The sequence below is a fragment of the Campylobacter australis genome, from assembly GCF_050586305.1.
Classification (GTDB): Bacteria; Campylobacterota; Campylobacteria; order Campylobacterales; family Campylobacteraceae; genus Campylobacter_A.
In genome coordinates this window covers 48654-70106 of the sequence record NZ_JAXUAA010000004.1, presented here as the reverse complement: position 1 = coordinate 70106, position 21453 = coordinate 48654, and the positions used below count along the sequence as shown (strand labels likewise).

At 38.6% G+C, this 21453-nt stretch carries 27 protein-coding genes; 11 read left to right on the top strand and 16 right to left on the bottom strand.

What is annotated here, in order from left to right; all coding sequences use genetic code 11:
- Positions 1-262: 262 nt before the first annotated feature.
- The 14 genes from U5B17_RS06625 to U5B17_RS06560 all read right to left on the bottom strand — a co-directional run bounded on the left by U5B17_RS06625 (position 263) and on the right by U5B17_RS06560 (position 11841).
- Positions 263-1288 carry an aspartate-semialdehyde dehydrogenase gene (locus U5B17_RS06625; protein ID WP_430804563.1) on the bottom strand — a complete coding sequence of 342 codons (1026 nt, stop codon included), beginning with the start codon at positions 1286-1288 and terminating at the stop codon, positions 263-265.
- 113 nt (positions 1289-1401) lie between these two features.
- Positions 1402-2556: a sigma-54-dependent transcriptional regulator gene (locus tag U5B17_RS06620; protein ID WP_430804562.1), complete on the bottom strand. Its 1155-nt coding sequence runs from the start codon at positions 2554-2556 to the stop codon at positions 1402-1404.
- Positions 2553-2954: a hypothetical protein gene (locus U5B17_RS06615; protein ID WP_430804561.1), complete on the bottom strand. Its 402-nt coding sequence runs from the start codon at positions 2952-2954 to the stop codon at positions 2553-2555. Before U5B17_RS06615 ends, U5B17_RS06620 begins: the two co-directional genes overlap by 4 nt.
- Positions 2930-3427, bottom strand: coding sequence for an LPP20 family lipoprotein (locus U5B17_RS06610; protein WP_430804560.1), 498 nt, complete (start codon positions 3425-3427; stop codon positions 2930-2932). Before U5B17_RS06610 ends, U5B17_RS06615 begins: the two co-directional genes overlap by 25 nt.
- Positions 3428-3444: 17 nt before the next feature.
- Positions 3445-6060 (bottom strand): DNA topoisomerase (ATP-hydrolyzing) subunit A, encoded by a 2616-nt coding sequence (gyrA, locus tag U5B17_RS06605; protein ID WP_430804559.1) that lies wholly within the window; start codon positions 6058-6060, stop codon positions 3445-3447.
- A gap of 104 nt (positions 6061-6164) precedes the next feature.
- Positions 6165-6734 carry a ComF family protein gene (locus U5B17_RS06600; protein WP_430804558.1) on the bottom strand — a complete coding sequence of 190 codons (570 nt, stop codon included), beginning with the start codon at positions 6732-6734 and terminating at the stop codon, positions 6165-6167.
- Positions 6731-7276, bottom strand: a complete 546-nt coding sequence (locus U5B17_RS06595) for a YajG family lipoprotein (RefSeq protein WP_430804557.1) — start codon at positions 7274-7276, stop codon at positions 6731-6733. The genes U5B17_RS06600 and U5B17_RS06595 overlap by 4 nt, the downstream gene beginning before the upstream one ends.
- A gap of 9 nt (positions 7277-7285) precedes the next feature.
- Positions 7286-7999 (bottom strand): hypothetical protein, encoded by a 714-nt coding sequence (locus tag U5B17_RS06590; protein WP_430804556.1) that lies wholly within the window; start codon positions 7997-7999, stop codon positions 7286-7288.
- Between the two features lie 67 nt (positions 8000-8066).
- Complete coding sequence (locus U5B17_RS06585) at positions 8067-8285, bottom strand: tautomerase family protein (protein WP_430804555.1); 219 nt, start codon at positions 8283-8285, stop codon at positions 8067-8069.
- A gap of 21 nt (positions 8286-8306) precedes the next feature.
- Positions 8307-10097: a translation elongation factor 4 gene (gene lepA / locus U5B17_RS06580; RefSeq protein ID WP_430804554.1), complete on the bottom strand. Its 1791-nt coding sequence runs from the start codon at positions 10095-10097 to the stop codon at positions 8307-8309.
- 167 nt (positions 10098-10264) lie between these two features.
- On the bottom strand, positions 10265-10480 hold the full coding sequence (locus U5B17_RS06575; protein ID WP_430804553.1) for an ABC transporter six-transmembrane domain-containing protein: 216 nt from the start codon (positions 10478-10480) through the stop codon (positions 10265-10267).
- Between the two features lie 91 nt (positions 10481-10571).
- Entirely contained in the window at positions 10572-10751 is a 180-nt protein-coding gene (locus tag U5B17_RS06570) for an ABC transporter six-transmembrane domain-containing protein (RefSeq protein WP_430804552.1), read from the bottom strand.
- A complete protein-coding gene (locus U5B17_RS06565) occupies positions 10748-10834 on the bottom strand; it encodes a hypothetical protein (protein WP_430804649.1) in 87 nt (28 codons plus the stop codon). Before U5B17_RS06565 ends, U5B17_RS06570 begins: the two co-directional genes overlap by 4 nt.
- Positions 10835-11109: 275 nt before the next feature.
- Complete coding sequence (locus U5B17_RS06560; protein ID WP_430804551.1) at positions 11110-11841, bottom strand: 4Fe-4S binding protein; 732 nt, start codon at positions 11839-11841, stop codon at positions 11110-11112.
- 335 nt (positions 11842-12176) lie between these two features.
- Between U5B17_RS06560 and U5B17_RS06555 the strand changes: the two genes are divergently transcribed.
- From U5B17_RS06555 to U5B17_RS06545, 3 genes are read left to right on the top strand one after another with little or no spacing between them, the layout of a single operon-like run.
- Positions 12177-12812 (top strand): NAD(P)-dependent oxidoreductase, encoded by a 636-nt coding sequence (locus U5B17_RS06555; RefSeq protein ID WP_430804550.1) that lies wholly within the window; start codon positions 12177-12179, stop codon positions 12810-12812.
- A gap of 9 nt (positions 12813-12821) precedes the next feature.
- The gene (locus tag U5B17_RS06550) at positions 12822-13193 is read left to right on the top strand and encodes a cupin domain-containing protein (RefSeq protein WP_430804549.1); all 372 of its coding nucleotides are present in this window, start codon (positions 12822-12824) and stop codon (positions 13191-13193) included.
- 18 nt (positions 13194-13211) lie between these two features.
- Positions 13212-13622: an Rrf2 family transcriptional regulator gene (locus tag U5B17_RS06545; RefSeq protein WP_430804548.1), complete on the top strand. Its 411-nt coding sequence runs from the start codon at positions 13212-13214 to the stop codon at positions 13620-13622.
- A 25-nt stretch (positions 13623-13647) separates the two neighbouring features.
- Here U5B17_RS06545 and U5B17_RS06540 read toward each other — a convergent pair whose 3' ends face one another.
- On the bottom strand, positions 13648-15681 hold the full coding sequence (locus U5B17_RS06540) for a TonB-dependent receptor domain-containing protein (RefSeq protein WP_430804547.1): 2034 nt from the start codon (positions 15679-15681) through the stop codon (positions 13648-13650).
- A 191-nt stretch (positions 15682-15872) separates the two neighbouring features.
- On the opposite strand from U5B17_RS06540, the gene exbB reads away from it, so the two are divergent.
- From exbB to U5B17_RS06500, 8 genes are all read left to right on the top strand, one after another.
- Positions 15873-16298: a TonB-system energizer ExbB gene (gene exbB, locus U5B17_RS06535; protein WP_230057064.1), complete on the top strand. Its 426-nt coding sequence runs from the start codon at positions 15873-15875 to the stop codon at positions 16296-16298.
- Entirely contained in the window at positions 16288-16671 is a 384-nt protein-coding gene (gene exbD / locus U5B17_RS06530; RefSeq protein ID WP_230057063.1) for a TonB system transport protein ExbD, read from the top strand. Before exbB ends, exbD begins: the two co-directional genes overlap by 11 nt.
- Positions 16637-17419, top strand: coding sequence for an energy transducer TonB (locus U5B17_RS06525; RefSeq protein WP_430804546.1), 783 nt, complete (start codon positions 16637-16639; stop codon positions 17417-17419). Before exbD ends, U5B17_RS06525 begins: the two co-directional genes overlap by 35 nt.
- A gap of 168 nt (positions 17420-17587) precedes the next feature.
- The gene (locus tag U5B17_RS06520) at positions 17588-17899 is read left to right on the top strand and encodes a DUF2325 domain-containing protein (RefSeq protein ID WP_430804545.1); all 312 of its coding nucleotides are present in this window, start codon (positions 17588-17590) and stop codon (positions 17897-17899) included.
- A 3-nt stretch (positions 17900-17902) separates the two neighbouring features.
- The gene (locus U5B17_RS06515; RefSeq protein WP_430804544.1) at positions 17903-18604 is read left to right on the top strand and encodes a hypothetical protein; all 702 of its coding nucleotides are present in this window, start codon (positions 17903-17905) and stop codon (positions 18602-18604) included.
- Between the two features lie 24 nt (positions 18605-18628).
- Positions 18629-19120 carry a flavodoxin FldA gene (gene fldA, locus U5B17_RS06510; protein WP_430804543.1) on the top strand — a complete coding sequence of 164 codons (492 nt, stop codon included), beginning with the start codon at positions 18629-18631 and terminating at the stop codon, positions 19118-19120.
- 102 nt (positions 19121-19222) lie between these two features.
- Complete coding sequence (locus U5B17_RS06505; RefSeq protein WP_430804542.1) at positions 19223-19489, top strand: ACT domain-containing protein; 267 nt, start codon at positions 19223-19225, stop codon at positions 19487-19489.
- 9 nt (positions 19490-19498) lie between these two features.
- A complete protein-coding gene (locus tag U5B17_RS06500; RefSeq protein ID WP_430804541.1) occupies positions 19499-20836 on the top strand; it encodes a PFL family protein in 1338 nt (445 codons plus the stop codon).
- A 50-nt stretch (positions 20837-20886) separates the two neighbouring features.
- On the opposite strand, the gene U5B17_RS06495 is transcribed toward U5B17_RS06500, so the two are convergent.
- On the bottom strand, positions 20887-21450 hold the full coding sequence (locus U5B17_RS06495) for a nitroreductase family protein (RefSeq protein ID WP_430804540.1): 564 nt from the start codon (positions 21448-21450) through the stop codon (positions 20887-20889).
- Between the last annotated feature and the right edge of the window lie 3 nt (positions 21451-21453).

Sequence of the window (21453 nt, the reverse complement as noted above, 5' to 3'; positions counted from 1 at the left end):
TAATTTTTCTACCAATTAGCATAAAAAACCTACTTTGCCTACTTTTATCAATAACTTTAATAGTTAGCGAGCCTTGTTTAGAATAGACTTGCAAGTATCACATGAACTATTTAGACATAAACTTATCAAATTTTACTAGCTCATTATTGACAAAAAGCTAGAAAAATAACTGATGGGGTAAATAAAAAATAGAATATCAAGTTAGAAAATTTAAATTTTGCAAAAGACCGCCCAAAGAGCGGTCAAATTAACTTGTGCGAGTTTAGTCTTGTAGCTCGATCCACTTTTGTGCGATCCTGACGGCATTTGTTGCTGCACCTACGCGAATCTGATCAGCCGAGCACCAAAGATGAAGGACATTATCTCGGTAGTTGTCTTTGCGAATTCTGCCCACATAAGTTTCGTTAGTATCGCTTGAAATAAGCGGCATTGGATACTTTTTCTTAGATGGCTCATCGACTACGACTACGCTTGGTGCGTTGCGTAAAATTTCACGCGCACGATTAGCATCTACGCTGTTTTTAAAGTGGATCGTGATGGCTTCTGAGTGGCTTCTTAGCACTGGCACACGAACACAAGTTGCCGAAACTTCGATATTTTTATGCAAAATTTTCTGCGTTTCATTTACCATTTTCATCTCTTCTTTTGTATAATCATTATCCAAGAATACATCAATATGAGGTATGACATTAAACGCTAGCTGATGCGCAAATACCTTCGCTTCGCACTCATCAAGCTTAAACTCAAAGAATTTTTGAAGCTGTAGCACAAGCTCCTCCATGCCTTCCTTGCCAGCACCACTTGCTGCCTGATAGGTCGCCACATCTACGCGCTCTATATCAAAAGCATCATCAAGCGGCTTTAAAATTTGCACCATTTGGATGGTCGAGCAGTTTGGATTTGCTATGATGCCGGTTTCCTTGTAAAGTGCTATGTCTGACGGGTTGCACTCAGGCACTACGAGCGGGACATTTGGCTGCATACGAAAATGGCTTGTATTGTCTATCACGACCGCACCGCTTGCCGCCGCAGCTGGAGCAAAACGCTCAGAAACTGAACCGCCTGCACTAAAAAATGCTATATCTATATCATGCTCTTGCCAAACAGCGTCTGTAAGCTCTTTTACTTTATAGTTTTTACCTTTAAATTCTATCTGACTTCCAGCACTTTTGGCACTTGCAAGTGGCAAAACTTCGCCCACCGGAAAGTCAAGCTCAGCCAAAACATTAAAAATTTCCTCCCCAACGGCACCAGTTGCGCCCACGACTGCGATATTAAATTTTCTCATCTTAATCCTTTTTTATTGATTTACGACTATTTTACAACTTTTTTTAAATATTACACCAAAATTTTACAAACAAAATTAAAATTTTTTAAATTTATCTCAAATTTTACACAAATTCAATCTTTCACGCTTCTAGCTTGTAAAAATAAATCTTGTGCTGAAATTTCATCTCCCTCGCTTAAAATCACTGCCCTTTGCACGACAGAGATCAGCTCTCTTATATTGCCCGGGAAGTTGTAGCTTTCAAGCTCTTTTATGGCTGATTTTGCAAAACTTTTCTTACCTACACCAAATTCTTTGCAGTTTAGGCTTAAAAAATGGTTGGCAAGCGGCATTATCTCCTCTTTTCGCTCACGAAGCGGAGGTATTAAAACAGGGATGGTATTTAGTCTATAATATAAATCTTCTCTAAATTTTGCCTCTTTTATAAGCTCGTCTAAATTAGCATTTGTAGCGCTTATTATGCGAACATCTATCTTTATGGGTTTAGTTGCACCGAGTCTTGAAATTTCGCGCTCTTGAAGTGCTCGAAGTAGTTTTGGTTGTAAATTGATTGGCATTTCGCCTATCTCGTCTAAAAACAAAGTTCCGCCATTTGCCAGCTCAAAAAGACCCTTTTTGCTGGCACTTGCGTCCGTAAATGCTCCTTTTTCAAAGCCAAAAAGCTCGCTTTCTATCAAATTATCTGGTATGGCGGCCATATTTATGGCTATAAAAGGTGCATCTTTTCGTTTTGAGTTTTTGTGTATAAAATTTGCAAAAACTTCCTTTCCAACACCACTTTGACCCATAAGCATGATACTAGCGTCTGTTTTTGCGGCTTTTAGTGCGATATTTTGTGCTTCTTGAAGTGCTTTTGATGAGGCTATAAACTCGCTATTAATTTCTTCTGTTTTAGTTTTTTTATGCGGCATCTTCTCTTTTAAAATTTCAACTCTTTTTATAGCATGATAAAGTGTCTCAACATCAAAAGGCTTTGTTAAAAAGTCCTTTACACCAAGTCTTACGCTCTCTATGGCCTTGTTTAAAGTAGCGTTTCCTGTCATTATAATGACATCAAATTTACCATCAAGCTCTTTTATAAACTCTATTCCGTCCATGCCAGGCATATTTATATCGGTTATGATGAGTTCTGGAGCGATACTATCAAGCTTTTTTAGGGCTTCTATCGCACTCTTAACACTAGAAATTTCAAACTCATCATAGTCGCTAAGTGCTATTTCTAGTGATTTTCGCATATTTATATCATCTTCAACGATGAGAATTTTCATCTATCCCCCTTTATTGAAATAGTCTTAATAATGGCTAGTTTTGGTTTAAAATCTATGATAAATCTTGTTGGAAGCACGCGTAAATTTAGTGTTTTCTTTACATTTTCTTCGCTTTTTATAATCTTGCTTTTTACCCTAGCTTTATACAATATAAAACAATCAAGCAACTCCTCTTTGTAAGTGTTTAAAAATGCCTCTATATCACTATTGTTATCTTCATTTTTTATCTCACAAAGATATTTAAAATTTGCATTTTTTAACTGTATGTGTGATGTTGTAATACTTATAGCCTGTCTTGATAAAGAGGCATTTGTAACATCGACTTGGGCTGAAAATATCAGCTGTTCAGCCCAAATCCCAGATGCTAAAAGTATCAGTAAGCAAAGACTTCGTTCCACTTATTTTGATCTATCCTAAGCTCCATCTCAACCCTATAAAGCCCGTTTTTAAAGCCTTCTTCTTTGATACGAGCGTTTTTTACAAGCCCTTGAACTTTAGTAGTAATCGAGCTATCTTTTAGCATCGCATCGCGCACAGTGTCTTGTCCATTTACTTTCACGCCATAAAGCTTGCCAGCAAGTTGTGCCTGTGCATCAGCGACAGCAGCGCGCTTTGCAAGGGTTTGAGCCTGCGCATATGAGATAGCATTTGTAGGGGCTATACCCTCACCTATCGCAGCAAAACTTACTTCAACTGGCGCCGTGTCGTATATCATCTTCTCTTTTTTCATAACTTCTCTAAGGTCATCTTTATCTATCTTTTGTATCACGACATTACGCTTTGCAACATCATCATTGCCCACAAAGCCGTTAAACGAGCACCCACTCGTTAAAATCGCTAGTAAAATCGCGGCAAAAATTTTAACTATCATCACACTTCCTTTAAATTTTACTCATCCAAAAGGCTTGCTTCGCCATCATCAAACTCGCCATCATCCTCTTCTGCCTTTGGACATCTTGCAATACTTGCAACATCGTCTCCATCGACATTTACTACGATAACACCGCTTGTATTTCGCCCTGCTTTGCGGATACTTTGCATATCAACGCGTATCATCTTGCCACTTGTTGTAAGAGCCATCAAATCCATATCATCATCAACCATTACAACGCCTATCAAATCGCCTGTGCGGTTATTTAGCTTCATACAGATAACACCCTTACCACCGCGATTTGTTAAACGATACTCATCAGCTGTTGTGCGCTTGCCGATACCCTTTTGAGAGATGCTTAACACCTCTTGCGCATTGTTTTCGATCACGGCAGCACCGACCACCTCATCGCCCTTCTCTTTAAATTTAATGCCTGTTACACCGCGTGCTGTTCGTCCCATTTGGCGAACTTTGCTCACATTAAATTTAAGACACATGCCTTTTTTAGTAACGATAAATAGCATTTTCTCGCCATTTTCTTCGCCCTCAAGGCTTATAAGATCACCGTTTTCATCGGCTTCAACCTCGGTTGCTAAAATTTCTACATTTTGCGATTCATCGTTTTCGTTTTCGTTCTCATTTGGCAAAAAGTCATCATCGTTTTCAACAATGAGAGCTGTAACTAGCTCATCATTTTCATCAAGGCTGATGGCTCTTACGCCAATGCTTCTAATGTTTTTAAACTCACTTAAATTTGTGCGCTTTACGATACCGTTTTTAGTAAAGAATGCAAGCGACTTACTCTCACTAAAATCAGTAGTTGGGATTATCGCCATAATCTTCTCATCGGCTTGAAGCTGGACTAAATTTACCACAGCTTTGCCCTTTGCCGTGCGACTACCCTCTGGAATTTTATAGACTTTTAACCAGTAAAGCTGTCCACGATCAGTTACAAACATCAGTGTATCGTGCGTGTTGCTCGTAAAGAAGCTCTCGATAAAGTCATCATCGTATGTGGTGACTGCGACCTTGCCCTTGCCGCCGCGCTTTTGCTTTTCATACTGCTTGCTAGGTACGCGCTTGATGTAACCACGATGCGTAATAGTAACTACCATATTTTCATTTGGTATAAGATCTTCAATGTCGATGTCATCGTAGTCATCAACGATCTCAGTGATGCGTGGGACTTTAAATTTTGAGCGAATTTCAGTTAGCTCTTCTCTTATGATATTTTCAAGTAGTTCTTCGCTCTTTAAAATCTTACTTAGTCGCTCGATCTCTTCAAGAAGTGCTTTTAGCTCGCTCTCGATCTCGTCGCGTCCAAGGTTTGTAAGCTTGCTAAGGCGCATATCAAGGATTGCGTTTGCTTGAAGCTCGCTAAGACCGAAATTTTCCATAAGACCTGCACGGGCGGTTGCTGTATCTGCGCTATTTCTAATAAGATTTATAACCGCGTCGATGTTATCAAGCGCGATCTTTAAGCCCTCTAAAATGTGTGCTCTAGCCTTTGCCTTTTCTAGTTCAAATATCGTTCTGCGAATGATGATCGTCTTGCGGTGATTTAAAAATAGCTTTAATAGCTCAAGAAGGCTGAAAATTTTTGGCTCTTTGTTATCAATCGCAAGCATTATAACGCCAAAAGTACTCTCCATCGTGGTTGATTTAAATAAGTTATTTAGCACGATGTCACTCATAGCGTCGCGTTTTAGCTCGATGACGACGCGAATACCTTCGCGATCAGACTCGTCGCGCACCTCACTTATGCCCTCGATCTGCTTTTCTTTAACAAGCTCGGCTATCTGTTCGATTAGGCGTGCTTTGTTGGTCTGATACGGAAGTTCGTCGATGACGATAACATCTTTATTTGGCTTTTTCTCGATGTGAGTTTTGGCGCGCACCTTAACGCGTCCGCGACCCGTGCGATAGGCTTCGATGATGCCCTTTTTGCCAAAAATAATACCGCCAGTTGGAAAGTCTGGACCTTTGATATGTTGCATAATCTCTTCAAGGCTTGCATCTTTGTTATCAAGCACAAGCAAAAGTCCATCGATAAGCTCATCTAGGCTGTGTGGTGGAATGTTTGTAGCCATGCCTACTGCGATACCGCTTGAGCCGTTTAGTAGCAAATTTGGCACGCGGCTTGGAAGCACATCTGGCTCCATCTCACTGCCGTCGTAGTTAGGAACGAAATCAACAGTCTCTTTTTCGATATCGCTTAAAATTTCCTCACTAAGCTTTGTCATCTTTGCTTCAGTATAACGCATCGCAGCCGCGCTGTCACCATCGATAGAGCCAAAGTTTCCTTGCCCATCAACACTCGGATAGCGCATAGAAAAGCTTTGCGCCATACGCACAAGCGCGTCATAAACGGCTGTATCGCCATGCGGATGATACTTACCGATGACATCACCCACGATACGAGCTGACTTTACATACTTCGCACTTGCTCGCACACCAAGCTTATGCATCGCATACAAAATTCGCCTATGAACAGGCTTTAATCCGTCGCGCGCATCAGGTAGCGCTCTTCCTATGATAACGCTCATCGAATAGTCAAGATAGCTTGCCTTTATCGACTCTTCAATATCGATATTTTGTATATCTTGGTTTAAATTTAGTAAATTTTCTTCCATTTTTATCCTTAAAAATAACTGGATAGATTTTAGCTAAAATTTAATAAAAACTTGCTAAGAGTTAGTTTTTTGATTTAATTTTTACTAAAATTTCTTTTTAAATTTTAATATCTTGCATCAGCCAAAACAAGTCCGAATGCAACTTCACGGCCCACTTTTTGTAGAGTATCACGCGCTTCAAGCAGCGTTGTACCAGTAGTTATGATATCATCAACTAAGATTACTGGATGTGCTGGGTGCTTTAAAAGTTTAAAATTTCTAGGATTTTCCTGACGAAATTTAAGATCCTTGCCACTATAACTTACGCTTGAAGTAGCACGCAAAGCGCCAAAAATAGGCTTTATAAACTTAGAACGCAAAGCGTGAGCTAAGATAGCTGTATGGGAGTAGCCACTTTTATTTTTATCATCAATAGGTATGGCATTTAAAGTAAAATTTGGGTTAAACTCACTTGCAAATTTTGCAAAACTTAGTTTGGCAAGGTGTTTTAAAGCAAAACCACCTTGCATTTTGTGCTTTGCATGGATAAATCTTTTTATGTCAGAATAGTCATAAAAAGTATAAACCTTAAGCCCTGAGACCTGCCTAAAACTAAGGTCAAAGTCTTGGAAATTTCTAGCGCATTGGTTGCATATAAAAGCTAGGCTAAAACACTCACAGCCAAAACATCTCAAAGCGAAATAAGTCCATCTGCAACGCGTTTTACCATATCATCTATCATCGTTTTTAATATCGGAGAAAATGCGCCTCCAGTTCGTATAAGCTCAAATTTTGTCTGATTATCAGCAAAATTTTTAGTTATCGTCTCACTGCCACGGCTTGCATTTAGCGTTACTTTGATACTTGCTTTTGTATTATCACTTGCGTAACCACTGATATTTGCTTTAAGTTCAGTGATATTTATATTCGCAACTACCGCATTTTCGCCGCTGCTACTTACACCACGAGAATTAAGCTCATTTAAAAGGGCATTTTTAAAATATATCGCAACATCATTATTTAAAACGACATATTCGCTTATCTCCCCACTTGCGCTAGCTATCGTAGCAACGACATCTTTGTTGGTTCGCATATCATTTACGCTAGCTATTACAATGGCTTTTTTATCACTCTTAATACTTTGTGAAGGTACATACTCTTTTAATGATATAAAAGTCTGTTTTGTAGAGCATCCTGTAAAAAATACAAGGACTAAGACAAATAGTAAATTTTTCATCATATTCCTTTAAAGTTTTGAAATTTCATCAGCGACATTTATGGCAAGCTGTTTAACCAAAAGCGCAACAAAAAAGTCAAAGTCATCAGAGTCGCTCGCCTTAAGCTTTTCAACAACTTGGCGGGCATTTATTTTTTTCTGGCGTTTAAGATTTATATTTGAAAGGCTAAACTCACCGTTGATACTACCAGAAAGATACTCAGCCGATCTATCATAATCACCCTTTAAACCATAAAATTTAAAGTCAAGTCTATATGTATATGGCGATGTTTGAGTATCTACCACAACTATACCTCGGCTTTTTAGCTCATGCTCTAAGAACATATAAAATAGCACTTCAAGGCGTGGATTTGAGTTAAAGACCGTTTGTGTGCCATTTTTGCGTGTATAAACGATACTTCTAGCGCTCTTTCTCTCATCTGTAAAACGATGAAAATATACCTTCTTAAGCCCAATATTTGTATCTATCATATTTTTTTCAAGACAGCATTTTAGTGCGCCATTTTGACCGTAACCAGCTCCATTTATAAAGACTTTACTGCCATCTTTTGAACAAATCGAGCAGTCATTTTCTACCTCTATAACATGGGTAAAAAGTATTTTATTGTGAGCATCTACTCGCATACCTTCATCTCCGCATGCATTACAAGACATACTCTTTGTGCTTGAGCAACCAATAAATACCATCATAATAATAGACAAAAGTAAAATTTTAATCTTCATAAATCTCCTTTTAAAACCGCTTATAAAAACCAAATTCTAGCCTAAAATTTAAAATTTCAAGCTAAATTTAGTCCTCTTTTAAAGTTTTTGCACGGATTTTAGCCACGCTTTTTCCGCCAATAGCATAATCATCTGGACTTACCTCATCAATAATAACAATCGCATTTTTACCACTACGACCTAAAACTCGCTCAAAAAGCTCTGTAACTCCACCTATAAGCTGCTCTTTTTGTTCTTGCGTTGGCTCGCCATTTTCTTTTGTGACTCTGATATTTATATAAGGCATAAGCTTCCTTTAAAGCCCGTACTAATCAATCTTTAACACCGACAAAAACGCCTCTTGCGGTAAATTTACCTTACCGATAGCTTTCATGCGTTTTTTACCCTCTTTTTGCTTTTCAAGAAGTTTTCGCTTTCTTGTGATATCGCCACCATAGCACTTTGCAGTTACATTTTTACCCATTGATTTAACCGTTTCGCGTGCTATGACTTTATTTCCGATACTAGCTTGTATCGCCACTTCAAAAAGCTGTCTTGGCACTATCTCTTTCATCGCTTTAACAAAATCCCTGCCTTTAGTAGCCGCCTTGCTCTCTGGCACGATGATGGAAAGGGCATCAACGATCTCGCCAGCCACGCGAACATCAAGCTTAACGAGATCTCCCATGCGGTACTCGCTTGGCTCATAGTCAAAGCTTGCATAACCCTTTGTGGCTGATTTTAGCTTATCATAAAAGTCCATAACGATCTCGTTCATTGGTATATCGTATTCGAGTAAGACACGCTCTGGCGTGATGTAGTCCATCTTTGTTTGAATGCCGCGGCGGTTGTTTAAAAGCGTGATGATGTTGCCTAAAAACTCACTTGGAGTGATGATTGTTGATTTTACATATGGCTCTTTGATATGCTCTATTTTATTTACAACTGGCAGTTCGCTTGGGTTTTGTATGCGTAAAATTTGCCCATCGGTTTGCACAACTTCGTATGTAACGGTCGGTGCCGTGGCGATAAGATCAAGGTCAAACTCACGCTCTAAACGCTCCTTAATAACCTCCATATGAAGCAGTCCCAAAAATCCCACACGAAAGCCAAAGCCAAGCGCTATGGAGGTCTCTGGCTCATAGCTTATCGAGCTGTCATTTAGTTTAAGCTTATCAAGTGCGTCGCGAAGGTCTTCAAATTTATCCGTTTCTATCGGATAAAGTCCCGCAAAAACAAATGGCTTTGCCCGCTCAAAGCCACCTACTGGCTCTTTTGTCGGAGATTTTGCGAGCGTTATGGTGTCACCCACTTGAACATCACTTACATTTTTAAGTCCAAGCACGACTACCCCAACCTCACCAGCGGTTATGCTCTGGGTTTTTACTGGTGCGATTGGATTTGGATACATTAGGTCTAAAACGACATGCTTTTTGCCAGTTCCCATAACTAAAATTTCATCGTTTTTAGCTATCTTTCCATCATACACACGCACCAAAGCCAAAGCGCCCAAGTAGTTGTCAAACCAGCTATCATAAATGAGCGCTTTTGTAGTGGCATTTTCTTGTGATACTGGCGCTGGCACACGGCTTACGATCGCCTCTAAAAGCTCTTTTATACCGATACCGCTTTTGGCACTAACCTCGATCGCGCCGCTACAATCAAGTCCAATAATATGTTCAATCTCGTCCTTAACACGCTGTGGATCTGCTGCTGGAAGGTCGATTTTATTGATGACTGGTATGATTTCTAGGTTATTTTCAAGGGCAATATAGACATTTGCAATGGTTTGTGCTTCAACACCCTGAGAAGCATCAACAACAAGCAAAGCACCCTCACAACTTGCAAGTGAGCGAGATACTTCGTAGCTAAAATCCACATGCCCCGGTGTGTCGATTAAATTTAATACATAATTTTCACCACCGTTTGCGTAGTTTAGTCGCACACTTTGTGCTTTTATGGTTATGCCACGCTCTTTTTCGATATCCATTGTGTCCATTATCTGAGAACTCATCTCGCGGTCGCTAACAGCTCCACACTCTTGGATAAGGCGGTCAGCAAGAGTTGATTTGCCATGGTCAATGTGGGCGATGATGCTAAAATTTCTTATGTTTTTCATGCTTAGTTTTACTTTGATTTAAATTTTTAGTGCTAAATATTGCCCAAATTTCATTTAAAATCTAATTAAGGATTATAAATAATCACTGCCAATCTCGATATTAACGCGTTTTGTGATCTCTTTTAGCTTACTAAATTCTTCAACCAATTTCGGTGCATCATCAAAACTTAGATGAAAAATCTAGTCGCTTCACGATTTGAAATTTTAACCCGTATCATCGAAAGTAGCCCATAGTGCCTTTTTAGCGTGATCTCATCGCTGTTTGTTATGCGACTTGCTTCTTTTTCTATTTGATTATTTAGCTTTAAGTATAGATGATCATTTTTTGATACATATTTTGGTAAAAGTAGTGCAAAAATAACAAGCAAAACTAGTGCCGCCAAACCCACGTAAAACTCGACAAACAAAAGCATAAAAGCCAAGCCAAATTCGATATAACAGATGTAAAAACACAGGGAAGTGATTTTTAAAAATTTACAAGCTTTCTTGATAAACTACGACGATGATTAAGTCGTCCTTTTTAATGACTTTTTCGTTCATTATGACTTTTACGGCTAAATCAGCATAAATCCTTGTAAATACCTGCGTATCCACACGCCTTCTAATCGCTCCTACGCCCCAGCCTACAAAGACGATAAGAGCATATATTATCACAAGATAGTTTGCCCCTTAGTGATGGCATCTATGGCAATACCAGCGATGATAGGATAGACTAGAAATAACCCATTTTCAGCCATAACCAGAGCAAATGTGAGTGATAGCTTTTTTAAATTTAACTTGCGATTAGTTTGAGTGTTTTAAATGCTTGATTTTGCATTTTATCCTTATTTTAGGGCTTTTGTAAGGATTAAAGTAAAATTTGCTTATAAGCTAACAAGATAAAAAGTGCTGATAAATAATTTTTAAACATCAGCACTGAAAAATTAAAAAAACAAAGACGGCTCTTGCCTTCTGCCTGAAGCCTTAACAAAAGAATCCACTATATCCATAAATTCTTTACTTGTTGATTTTATCAGCGATTTATACAGGCCCAACAGGCTATGCATTTATCAAGGTCAAATATTTTGTTTTCGATATCTATCGCGTCAGTCGGGCAGTTTTTCACGCAGGTTCCACACTTTTTGCAAGCATCTGAAATTTCTTTGGATTTATATTCGGGCGGAAGCGTGTAAAGCACTTCGGGGTGCTCCTGCCTGTAAGCGATGACTTGTTTTCCTAGCTCCCAATCGCCCCAGCCAGTTTTTAGCTCATCATGCAAAGCAAAATCTCCGCTTAAAAATTTCTCATACGATTTTTTTGCGAAATTTTTTATAATCTCTAAATCGCTAGCATCGGGTCTATCATGAGCCAAGCTCATATCGATTGAACGCCTTGATATAAAAGCTCCAAGCGAAACGACGCTAAAACCGCTTTTATTTGCTCGTTCAAACATCTCTTTTATCGCTATGCCGTAATATGCATTACCATAAGTTATAAGCCCAATAAACGGCGTCTCCTTTGCTTGTAAGCATTCAAACATCTCTTCTGAGAGCGTAAAAAGCTTACCGGCGCTCGCACAGCCAAAAACCACCAAATCATCTTTTGTAAAATGATATTTTTTCTTACGATTTGCCGAGTACAAAAGGTTAATCTTTTCTACTTCAAATTCATCCAAATTTGCAATCTCATTTGCAACCATCTTTACGATTTTCTCAGTCGAACCGCTGGGACTAAAATAGACTAGATACAATCTTTTCTTTGCCATCTTAAATTCCTTAATTTAAATTTAAACTATAGCTATTTATAAATATCTTAAATTTTTTATCTAAAAATAGTTTTTATTATAACTAACTATTATAGATTTTTTAATAATTATAATTAAGATAATTATTAAAATTTATTTTTTATGATTAATTTCAGTATTCTAAATATTTGATTTTGCATTTTTTATCCTTATTTTGGGGCTATATTTTACATTTCACAAGAATAAAAGTAAAATTTTAGTTGTAAGGCTTGACATTACAACTAAAATTTGTTATACTTCGCCCATAAGTTGTAATAAAAATATTTACAACTAAATTTTACCCAAAAGGAACAAAGATGAAAAACATAGCGATAATTGGCGCAAATGGCAACGCAGGCAGCAAGCTTGTAGATGAGGCACTGCTTCAAGGATACAAAGTAACAGCTATCGTGCGAAACAAAGAGTATAAAAATGATAAAACCGAGGTACTTTATAAGGATATCATGAGCTTGAAAAAAGATGATGTGGCAAAATTTGATGTGGTTATCACGGCATTTGGCACTTGGAGCGATGAGACTAGACACCTTCACACTGACGCTCTTTTGCATCTTGCGGACTTGCTAAGTGGCACGCCTACTCGTCTTTTAGTTGTGGGCGGTGCGGGCAGTTTATATACTGATGAAAGCCTTACGACACGGCTTATCGATACGCCTGAGTTTCCAGATGAGTATAAACCAACAGCTGGCGCGATGGCAAAGGGGCTTAGCGAGCTTAGAAAGAGAAGCGATGTGAAGTGGAGCTATCTATCTCCTGCGGCTGAGTTTGAGCCTGATCTGCCTCGCACGGGGGAGTACGTGCTTGGCGGTGAGGTATTTAGCCTAAACTCGTGCGGCAAGAGCGTGATAAGCTATGCAGACTACGCAATAGCCATGATAGATGAGATAAAAAATGAGAAATTTATACAAAAGCGTTTTAGCGTAAATTCAAAATAAGGAGCAAAAATGTCAAACTACAAGATAGCAAATATCAAAAACCAGCCAAGAGTGGAGCTAAAAGAGCTCCTTGGCCTAAGTGGCTGTGAAATTTCTATAAATGAGCTAGCAGCAAATGCGAGTGTGCCATTTGTGCATTCGCACAAGCAAAATGAAGAGGTTTATGTCGTGCTTGAAGGAAGTGGGTTGCTTTATATAGATGGCGATGAGATAGAGCTAAAAAAGGGCGATACAGTGCGTATAGATCCGCAAGGACAAAGGTGCTTTAAGGCATCAAATGATGGTATAAAATTTCTTTGCGTTCAGGCAAAAACTGGCAGTTTAGAGCAATTTACAATGAGTGATGGTATAATAGATGAAGTAAAACCAAGCTGGTTGTAATTTAAAACTAGGAAAATAATGCAAGTCGGACAGAAATTTAGCATAGCTGTTCATATACTTTTGAGTGCACAGTATTTTAAAGATGAGAAAAATACGAGCGAGTTTTTAGCTGATACCGTGGGGACAAATCCCGTGATAGTGCGCCAAATCATCGCACTTTTAAAATCAGCTGGTCTTATCATCACTCGAGCCGGTGTGGGCGGCATAAGCCTAGCTAGAAGTGCGAGAGAGATCTCTTTGCTAGATATTTTTAAGGCTGTAAATGGTAGTGAAAATTTATTTAAAATACATGAAAACTCACCCTCTGCCTGTCCGCTTGGCGCTCAGATAGAAGGACTTTTAAGAGGGCATTTTAGCAGTGCTTCAAATGCCCTTTTTGCTCATCTTGGCTCTATAAGCTTACAAAATTTGCTTAGCGAGCTAGAGTGATAGGGCGTAAAATACGCCCGAGTGATTAAAATTTATAAGAAACATTTATTTTAAAGTTTCTGCCTGGTTCCCAGTCGGTCATTAGTGAGTTAAGATCATTTGAAGCTTGTGAGTGTGAAGCGTAGGTTTTATTAAATAAATTATAAACTCCAGCATTCACTTCAAGTCCTTTAAATCGACCACTGCTTGGCATATATGTAGCGTAAATATCGCTTACTGCATAGCTTGGTAGTGCTATATTTGTAGCTTTAATGTCATCGGCTGCAACAGTATTTTTTGATTTAAAAAATAATAAATTATACCCCAACAATAAATCAGCTTGCGGTATAGCATATTCAGCATTAAATGTGTATTTATCACCTTGGTCTCTTTTACCTAGTAGTGTTGAGCTAAGATATGCTTTATTACCTCTTGATACTGTTTCTACTCTGTTTTTATATTTTACACTTTGGTGAGTATAGCCAGCCGTTAGCCCTAGATTATCAACATTTAGTTTCGTAAAAATTTCAACACCGTCTATATCGGCATCTCCTACATTTGTTCTAGTGATACTTGTCGAGATAGCTCCACGCTGTGCATTTGCATCGTTTATTAAATTTTTATACTCTGTTTTAAAGTATTTTGCAACGATACTAAAAGATGAATTTTCGCCAAATTCGTTTTTATAACGACCGCCGATCTCATAAGCATTTCCAGTTGTAGCCTTTAAGTTATCGTTTCCTACATAGCTTGCAGCAACTGTTCCACGTCCTGAAACATGTGTTCCTGAGGCAAACATACCCTCCATAACATCCGGTCCTTTAAAGACTTTTGCATAACTTGCAAACGCACTAAAGCCCCAACCTATGTTATAATCAAGCGCAAGAGCTGGACTAACTTTATCAAATTTATATTTATATTTGCTTAAAGTAGCGCCAGAGCCATTATAGCTTTTTAGCTCATGTCTTTCATATCTTACACCTGGCGTTACTGTTAAGTTACCATATTTTATAGCATCTTCAAGATAAACAGAGTAGTTATTTGCTTGTTCTGGCGTGCCATTTACTGGCTTTGCATAACTCTTTGTTTTATAATAATCAAAGCCATATCTTAAAGTATGAGAAAAATCTCCAGTTTGAAATTTATTTCTTGCACCTATTTTTGAGCCAACAGTTTTTGACCCAATTTGCGCTATATCGCCTATTTTTGTACTTAAAGCATGATCTGTATGATATATAGTGGTATCTAGCTTAAAATCATCGCCTGGCTCGAAACTGTAATTTAAAGTATGTGTATCGCGCTCGTACTTGCTGTCTGTAGGGTTGCTTCCTGCTACCCCAAAATTCGCACGGAATGGATAGATACCCTTGTATTGCATATGCTCTTTTGAAATGGAAATTTTATGTGCATCTAGGAAGCTATAACCAACCTTAAACAAGTAGTTTATATCGTTTCCATCGCCACCTATTTTATGTTTTTTACCAGATCTCCCAAAATCATATCCGTAGTGCTTAAATGCTGCAAGCAAATCTAGACTATCAAATGCGCGACCATATACCATAGCTGATTGAGAAAAGCCTTCGTTATTACTAGTATATCCCATTTTTAGCTTTGCACCGATATCTTGTCCATCTTCAAGAAGGTCACTTGCATCCACTGTTTTAAACGCCACCGAGCCACCAAGTGCACCAGTGCCATTTACCACAGAATGTGCTCCAACTTCTACCTCAATTGCTTTCATAAGCTCAGGATCTATTAACAAGTCAGCATGGTGGTGAAAGTTGTAGCCATTTTGTTTTGCACCATCTATCGTGATATTTAAACCGCGGTCACTCACGCCACGCATATAAATTTTTTGGTGCATACCATTTGTGCCACCTACATAAGCTCCTGGAATATCACGAAAAACATCTTTTAAAAGTGTAGCATTTCGAGTTGTGATTTTAGCTTCATCAACATTCTCATATCCCCCCCCTGTAGATGTAATTTCTATACTATCTAGCGAAACATCGTTCGCACCAAAAGCAACACTTGTAAAAAGTGTAGCAATGAGTGAAATTTTAACAGTCTTAAAACCCACTTGAACTCCTTAAAAATGAAAATTATTATTAAATAATGGCTGAATTATATCTATTTGATTATTATTTTCATCTTAAATTATTAAATTTTAACAAATTTTTAATATTTTTAGAAATTTTACAAATATTTTATTGACTTCTATTATCATTATAAGATATAATGGCGCAAAATTTTAAAATTCTAAGGATACTTATGGAATTTCTTAAACACAATGTTGATTACATCATCATAGCCATTCTTGGGCTTATGAGTTTTTTAGTTGTTTGGTATGCGATAGAGCGGGCTATATACTACTCAAAAGTCGATATAAACGCATTTAAAAATATCGAATCCTTACACGAGGCGCTCACCAAAAATTTAACCACACTATACATAATATACTCAAATGCCCCATATATCGGACTTTTAGGCACAGTTGCTGGAATTATGATAACATTTTATGACATGGGTATGAGCGGCGGTATAGATACAAAAAGTATCATGCTTGGATTATCGCTTGCACTTAAAGCAACGGCTTTTGGTCTTCTTGTTGCTATCCCAACCCTAATGATATACAACGGACTCTCAAGAAAGGCAGAAGTGCTTTTAAACAGATACAAGGCCACTCATGAAAGTTGATAAAAAAGATGGATTAAATGTCGTTCCTTTTATCGATATTATGCTTGTTTTGCTAGCGATAGTCCTATCCATCTCTACATTTATCGCACAGGGCAAAATTCAAGTCGATCTGCCAAGTGCTGACTCCGCTTCAAAAGAGCAAAAAGACGAGAAAAAAGTCGTAATCATCATCGACAAAGATAATAAAATTTTTATCGATGATGCTATCGTAGCAGATGAAGAACTAAAAACACAACTTTTAAATATCGACAAAACAACACTCATAGAACTTAAGAGCGATAAAGAGAGTAAATTTCAAAGTTTTGTCAAAGTTATAGATATTCTCAAAGAAAAAGGACATGAAAATTTTGCGATCACAACAGTCACTGACTAAAGTATCAAGCAGCAGCGGTTTTATAGTTTCATTTTTGTTGCACTCTGGACTTTTGGTAGCACTATTTTACGCACCTCCATTTTTAGAGATAAAGCCCTCAGATGATAAAATTTTTAAAATAAATTTAAACACATTCAAGCCTATCACAGCACCGGTTTTTGCGCCAGAGCCAGTCATTGCACCGCCAGCTCCGCCTCCACCAGAACCAACCCCACCAAAGCCTCCAGTAATAAAACCACCAGAGCCTACGCCACCTCCTATACCTAAGGCAGAACCTAAGCCAAAGCCTAAACCCAAACAAAAGCCCAAACCTACACCAAAGCCAGCTGAGCCAGAAAAAGTAGTTCAAGCCCCACCAGCGCCAACTCAACCAATAGTTGCATCAACACCAACTACGACATCCGCTACACCTGCTACCACTACAAATGTAGCAGCTGCACCAACAATAGGCGAATATAATATGCAAAGTTCTGCTGGAGATAAAAATTTTGAACAAATCCGTCGTGCGCTTATAAAACACCACAAATACCCTAAGAATGCTATAAAAATGCGAAAACAAGGCATTTGTGAAGTGCGTTTTGTGCTTAAATCAAACGGAGATGTTACAAATATAGAGGTTATAAGCTCATCTGGCACACAAATACTTGATGAGTCAGCCATACAGACTGTAAAGCACGCATCAGTTGACTTTCCAAAGCTTCCAAACGATGTAAGAGTAAAAATTCCTATCACATTTAAATTAAATTAACTAGCCAAATTTTTGGCTAGTTTTGCTATGCATTTTTAAAAATTTTAATAAAAACAATACACAAAATTTTTATTTTTATGATAATAACTATCATAACTAAGTAAAAATTTAGCTTTATTATTCTATAATAACAAATATCAAAATAATAAACACAATCAGGAGAACAAGATGTCAGTATTAGTTATAGGCGCAGATGAGATCACACCGATAAAAGCAGTTTTGCACGATCTAGGAGCACAAAAGATAGAGCACTGGGATGCACGAAATGAAAACCGTGTAAATCGCAAGCCGATCCCACAAGATACAGAGTGCGTCGTGATGCTAACAAGTTTTTTAAACCACAATACGATGAAAACCATAAAAACACAAGCCAAAAAGCGTAACATACCCATAGTTTGCGCCAAAAGAAGCGTTAGTTGCGTGTTTTGCGAGTATTGTAAAGTCTTTGGACTAGACAAGGAATTTGGATGCAAAGCTTAACAGATGAACTATGGACACTCATTAGATATTGGCGAAATAACTCCAAATATTTTCAAAAAACTTAGTCCAGTTAAAAAAACTTACAACTTTTTAGTTTTATACAACAGTTGTGTTGATGAGAGCATGCAAATTCCGCTCTCTTTTTCAAAATTTGGCTCTATAAAAAGTGCTTTTTTAACTAGGCTAAATCAGCTTTTAGAGATAAATTTACTTAAAAATACAAAACCAGCTATTCTTTGTTTGGCTTCAAATGCGCTGATTGACTGCTACAAAAGCAAAAATTTCACAAATATAAATAAAATAGTTTCTAACCCAAAACATCCAGCTGCAAAATTTATCCAAATGCTATACAAAAATGGTGAATTTGAGCTAATTTTTGATGCTGATTTTATGTTTTCTCAGTTTGTTTATGGTAAAATTACTCGAAAGCATTTTGATAAAAATCTCTATTTTCAAGATGGCATAATAACTATCGAAAACAACGGCAAAAAATACCTTAGCGTGTTGCCCAGTTTTAAAGAATTTAGCCCCGAAAATAGCCAAAAGCTAGCACCTGAAATTTCTCGTGCGGCCAGCTTTTTACAAAGTAGCGAATGTAAGAGTTTATATGTTGTATTACCTCGCCATAGCGAGTTTTGCAGACATATCGAGGTTAGGCATAGTCAATGCAAAAAGTGCATAAAACTTGTGCCTTATTACGATTAATAATATAATATTAAAAGGATAAAAATGATAGGTATTATCTTTGGCAGCAGTATGGGAAACACTGAAGAGGCTGCTCAGTTTTTAGGCGAAAATTTAGGTCTAGAAAATGAAGTTTTAAATGTTTGCGATGTAACACCAGCAAAAATCAATAGTTACGACAAGCTAATTCTTGGCACATCAACCTGGGGCAGTGGAGACTTGCAAGATGATTGGGATGCTTTTGACTTTGAGGCACTAAATTTAAGTGGCAAGACGGTTGCGGTTTTTGGAATGGGCGACAGCCAGAGCTACTCTGATGAGTATTGTAATGGCATGGCAAAACTATATGATGTAGTTATAAAAGCTGGTGCGAAAGTAGTTGGTAGTGTTTCAACTGATGGTTACAACTTTGATAGCTCAGATAGCGTAAGAGACGGTAAATTTGTGGGTCTTGCGCTTGATGCAGACAATGAAAGTGAAAAGACAGAAGAGCGCATAACAAACTGGATAGAGCAGATAAAACCACTTTTTGCGTAAATTTAAGGGGCTAAAGCCCCTATTTTTCTAAATTTCTTAACAACACAAACTCCCTTAAACAAAACTATGATACAATCTTTAAAATTTACAATAGGAGCAAACATGAAAGCAATCGTAACTGTCATAGGCAAAGATGCCACGGGCATAGTAGCAGGAGTAGCTACAAAACTAGCTGAGTTAGAACTAAATATCGATGATATTAGCCAAACTGTGCTCGATGGATATTTTACGATGATGGCAGTGGTCTCATCTGACACAAAGCTCGATTTTACAGTGCTTCGCAATGAACTTGAAGCACATGGAGCAAAGTTAAATGTCAAGATAAATATCCAAAGTGCTGCAATTTTTGATGCTATGCACAACATTTAAGGTGCGAAAATGAACATAAGACAAGTAACCGAAACGATCGCAATGATTGAGGAGCAAAATTTTGATATAAGAACCATAACCATGGGCATTTCGTTGCTTGATTGTATCGATAGTGACAGCAACAAAGCGTGTGAGAAAATTTACAAAAAGATCACGCAGTGTGCCAAAGATTTAGTTCGTGTTGGCGATGAAATTTCAGCCGAGCTTGGCATACCTATCGTAAATAAACGCATATCTGTAACCCCTATCGCTATCATTGCCGCAGCAACAAATGAGAAAGACTACATCAAATTTGCCAAAACGCTTGATAAAGCAGCACACGATGTGGGTGTTGATTTCATTGGTGGCTTTTCGGCTTTGGTGCAAAAAGGCTATGCAAAGGGCGATGAAATTTTAATAAACTCCATTCCAGCCGCCCTAGCCCAAACTAGCAAAGTCTGTGCCTCGGTAAATGTCGGCTCCACAAAAACTGGCATAAATATGACAGCCGTGCGTGATATGGGGCGAGTGATAAAGCAAACAGCTCAGGCTTCAGACTTAGGTGCAGCAAAGCTTGTGGTCTTTGCAAATGCAGTCGAGGATAATCCTTTCATGGCAGGTGCATTTCACGGCGTGGGCGAGGCTGATGTCGTGATAAATGTCGGAGTTTCAGGACCTGGTGTGGTAAAACGCGCGCTTGAGAAGGTGCGGGGCGAGAGCTTTGATGTCGTGGCTGAAACGGTTAAAAAAACGGCATTTAAGATAACTCGTATCGGTCAGCTAGTGGGTCAAATGGCGTCTGAGCGACTTGGTGTGAAATTTGGCATAGTCGATCTTAGCCTAGCTCCAACCCCAGCCGTGGGCGACTCAGTCGCTCGTGTGCTTGAAGAGATGGGACTTGAAGCGGTCGGCACTCACGGCACGACGGCAGCTCTTGCACTGCTAAATGACGCGGTCAAAAAGGGCGGCGTGATGGCGTGTAATCAAGTCGGCGGTCTAAGCGGTGCGTTTATACCAGTTTCAGAAGATGAAGGCATGATAGCCGCGGTGCAAAGCGGGTCGCTAAATTTAGAAAAGCTTGAAGCCATGACTGCGATTTGCTCGGTTGGGCTTGATATGATCGCCATACCGGCTGATACGCCAGAAGCGACGATATCAGCTATCATCGCAGACGAAGCAGCGATTGGCGTGATAAATCAAAAAACAACCGCCGTACGAATCATCCCACTTGGCAAAGAGGGCGATATGATCGAGTTTGGCGGACTTTTAGGCACGGCACCTGTAATGAGCGTAAATAAAAACTCATCGGCTAATTTCATCGCTCGTGGCGGACAAATTCCAGCACCTATTCATAGCTTTAAAAACTGAATTTTAACAAAAGGCGTGAGATTTGCACGCCTTGTTTTACTAAATATAGCTTATTTGATAATGCTCTTTTTTAGGCGTGCGTGGTTAAACTCAGCGTCGCTCTTGCCAAGCACGATAGAGCAAAGTGGCGAGTAGCCATCAGGGATACCAGCTTTTTTAGCAAGCTCTGGCTCATCAAAAAGCATAACCACGACTGTGTTTATAAGGCATGAGCTAAGCCCTAAAGACGCGGCATGAAGCTGCATATTTTGCATGACAGAACCCATCGCCCAATAAACATTTCTATGGATATTTTCAAGCTTTAAAAACTCAAATCCCTTTGGCAACTCATCTACTAATTTTCCTGAAATGAGTATATAAACAGGTGCGTCATAAAGCGTGTTTTTCACGCCAAGCATATCAAGCGTAGCTCCAAATTTTCGAGATGCCGCCGCGTCAAGCTCGGCTAAAAGCTCCTTGTTTGTAATAACACTAATGTGAGCGTCTTTCGTGGTAAAAAGTGCAGGTGCAAGATATCCAGCCTCCAAAACCGCCTCTATCTCTTCAGAGCTTGGCATCTCATCGCTAAATTTACGCACACTTTGGCGTTTTTGCATAGCTTCTAGTAGCTTCATTTT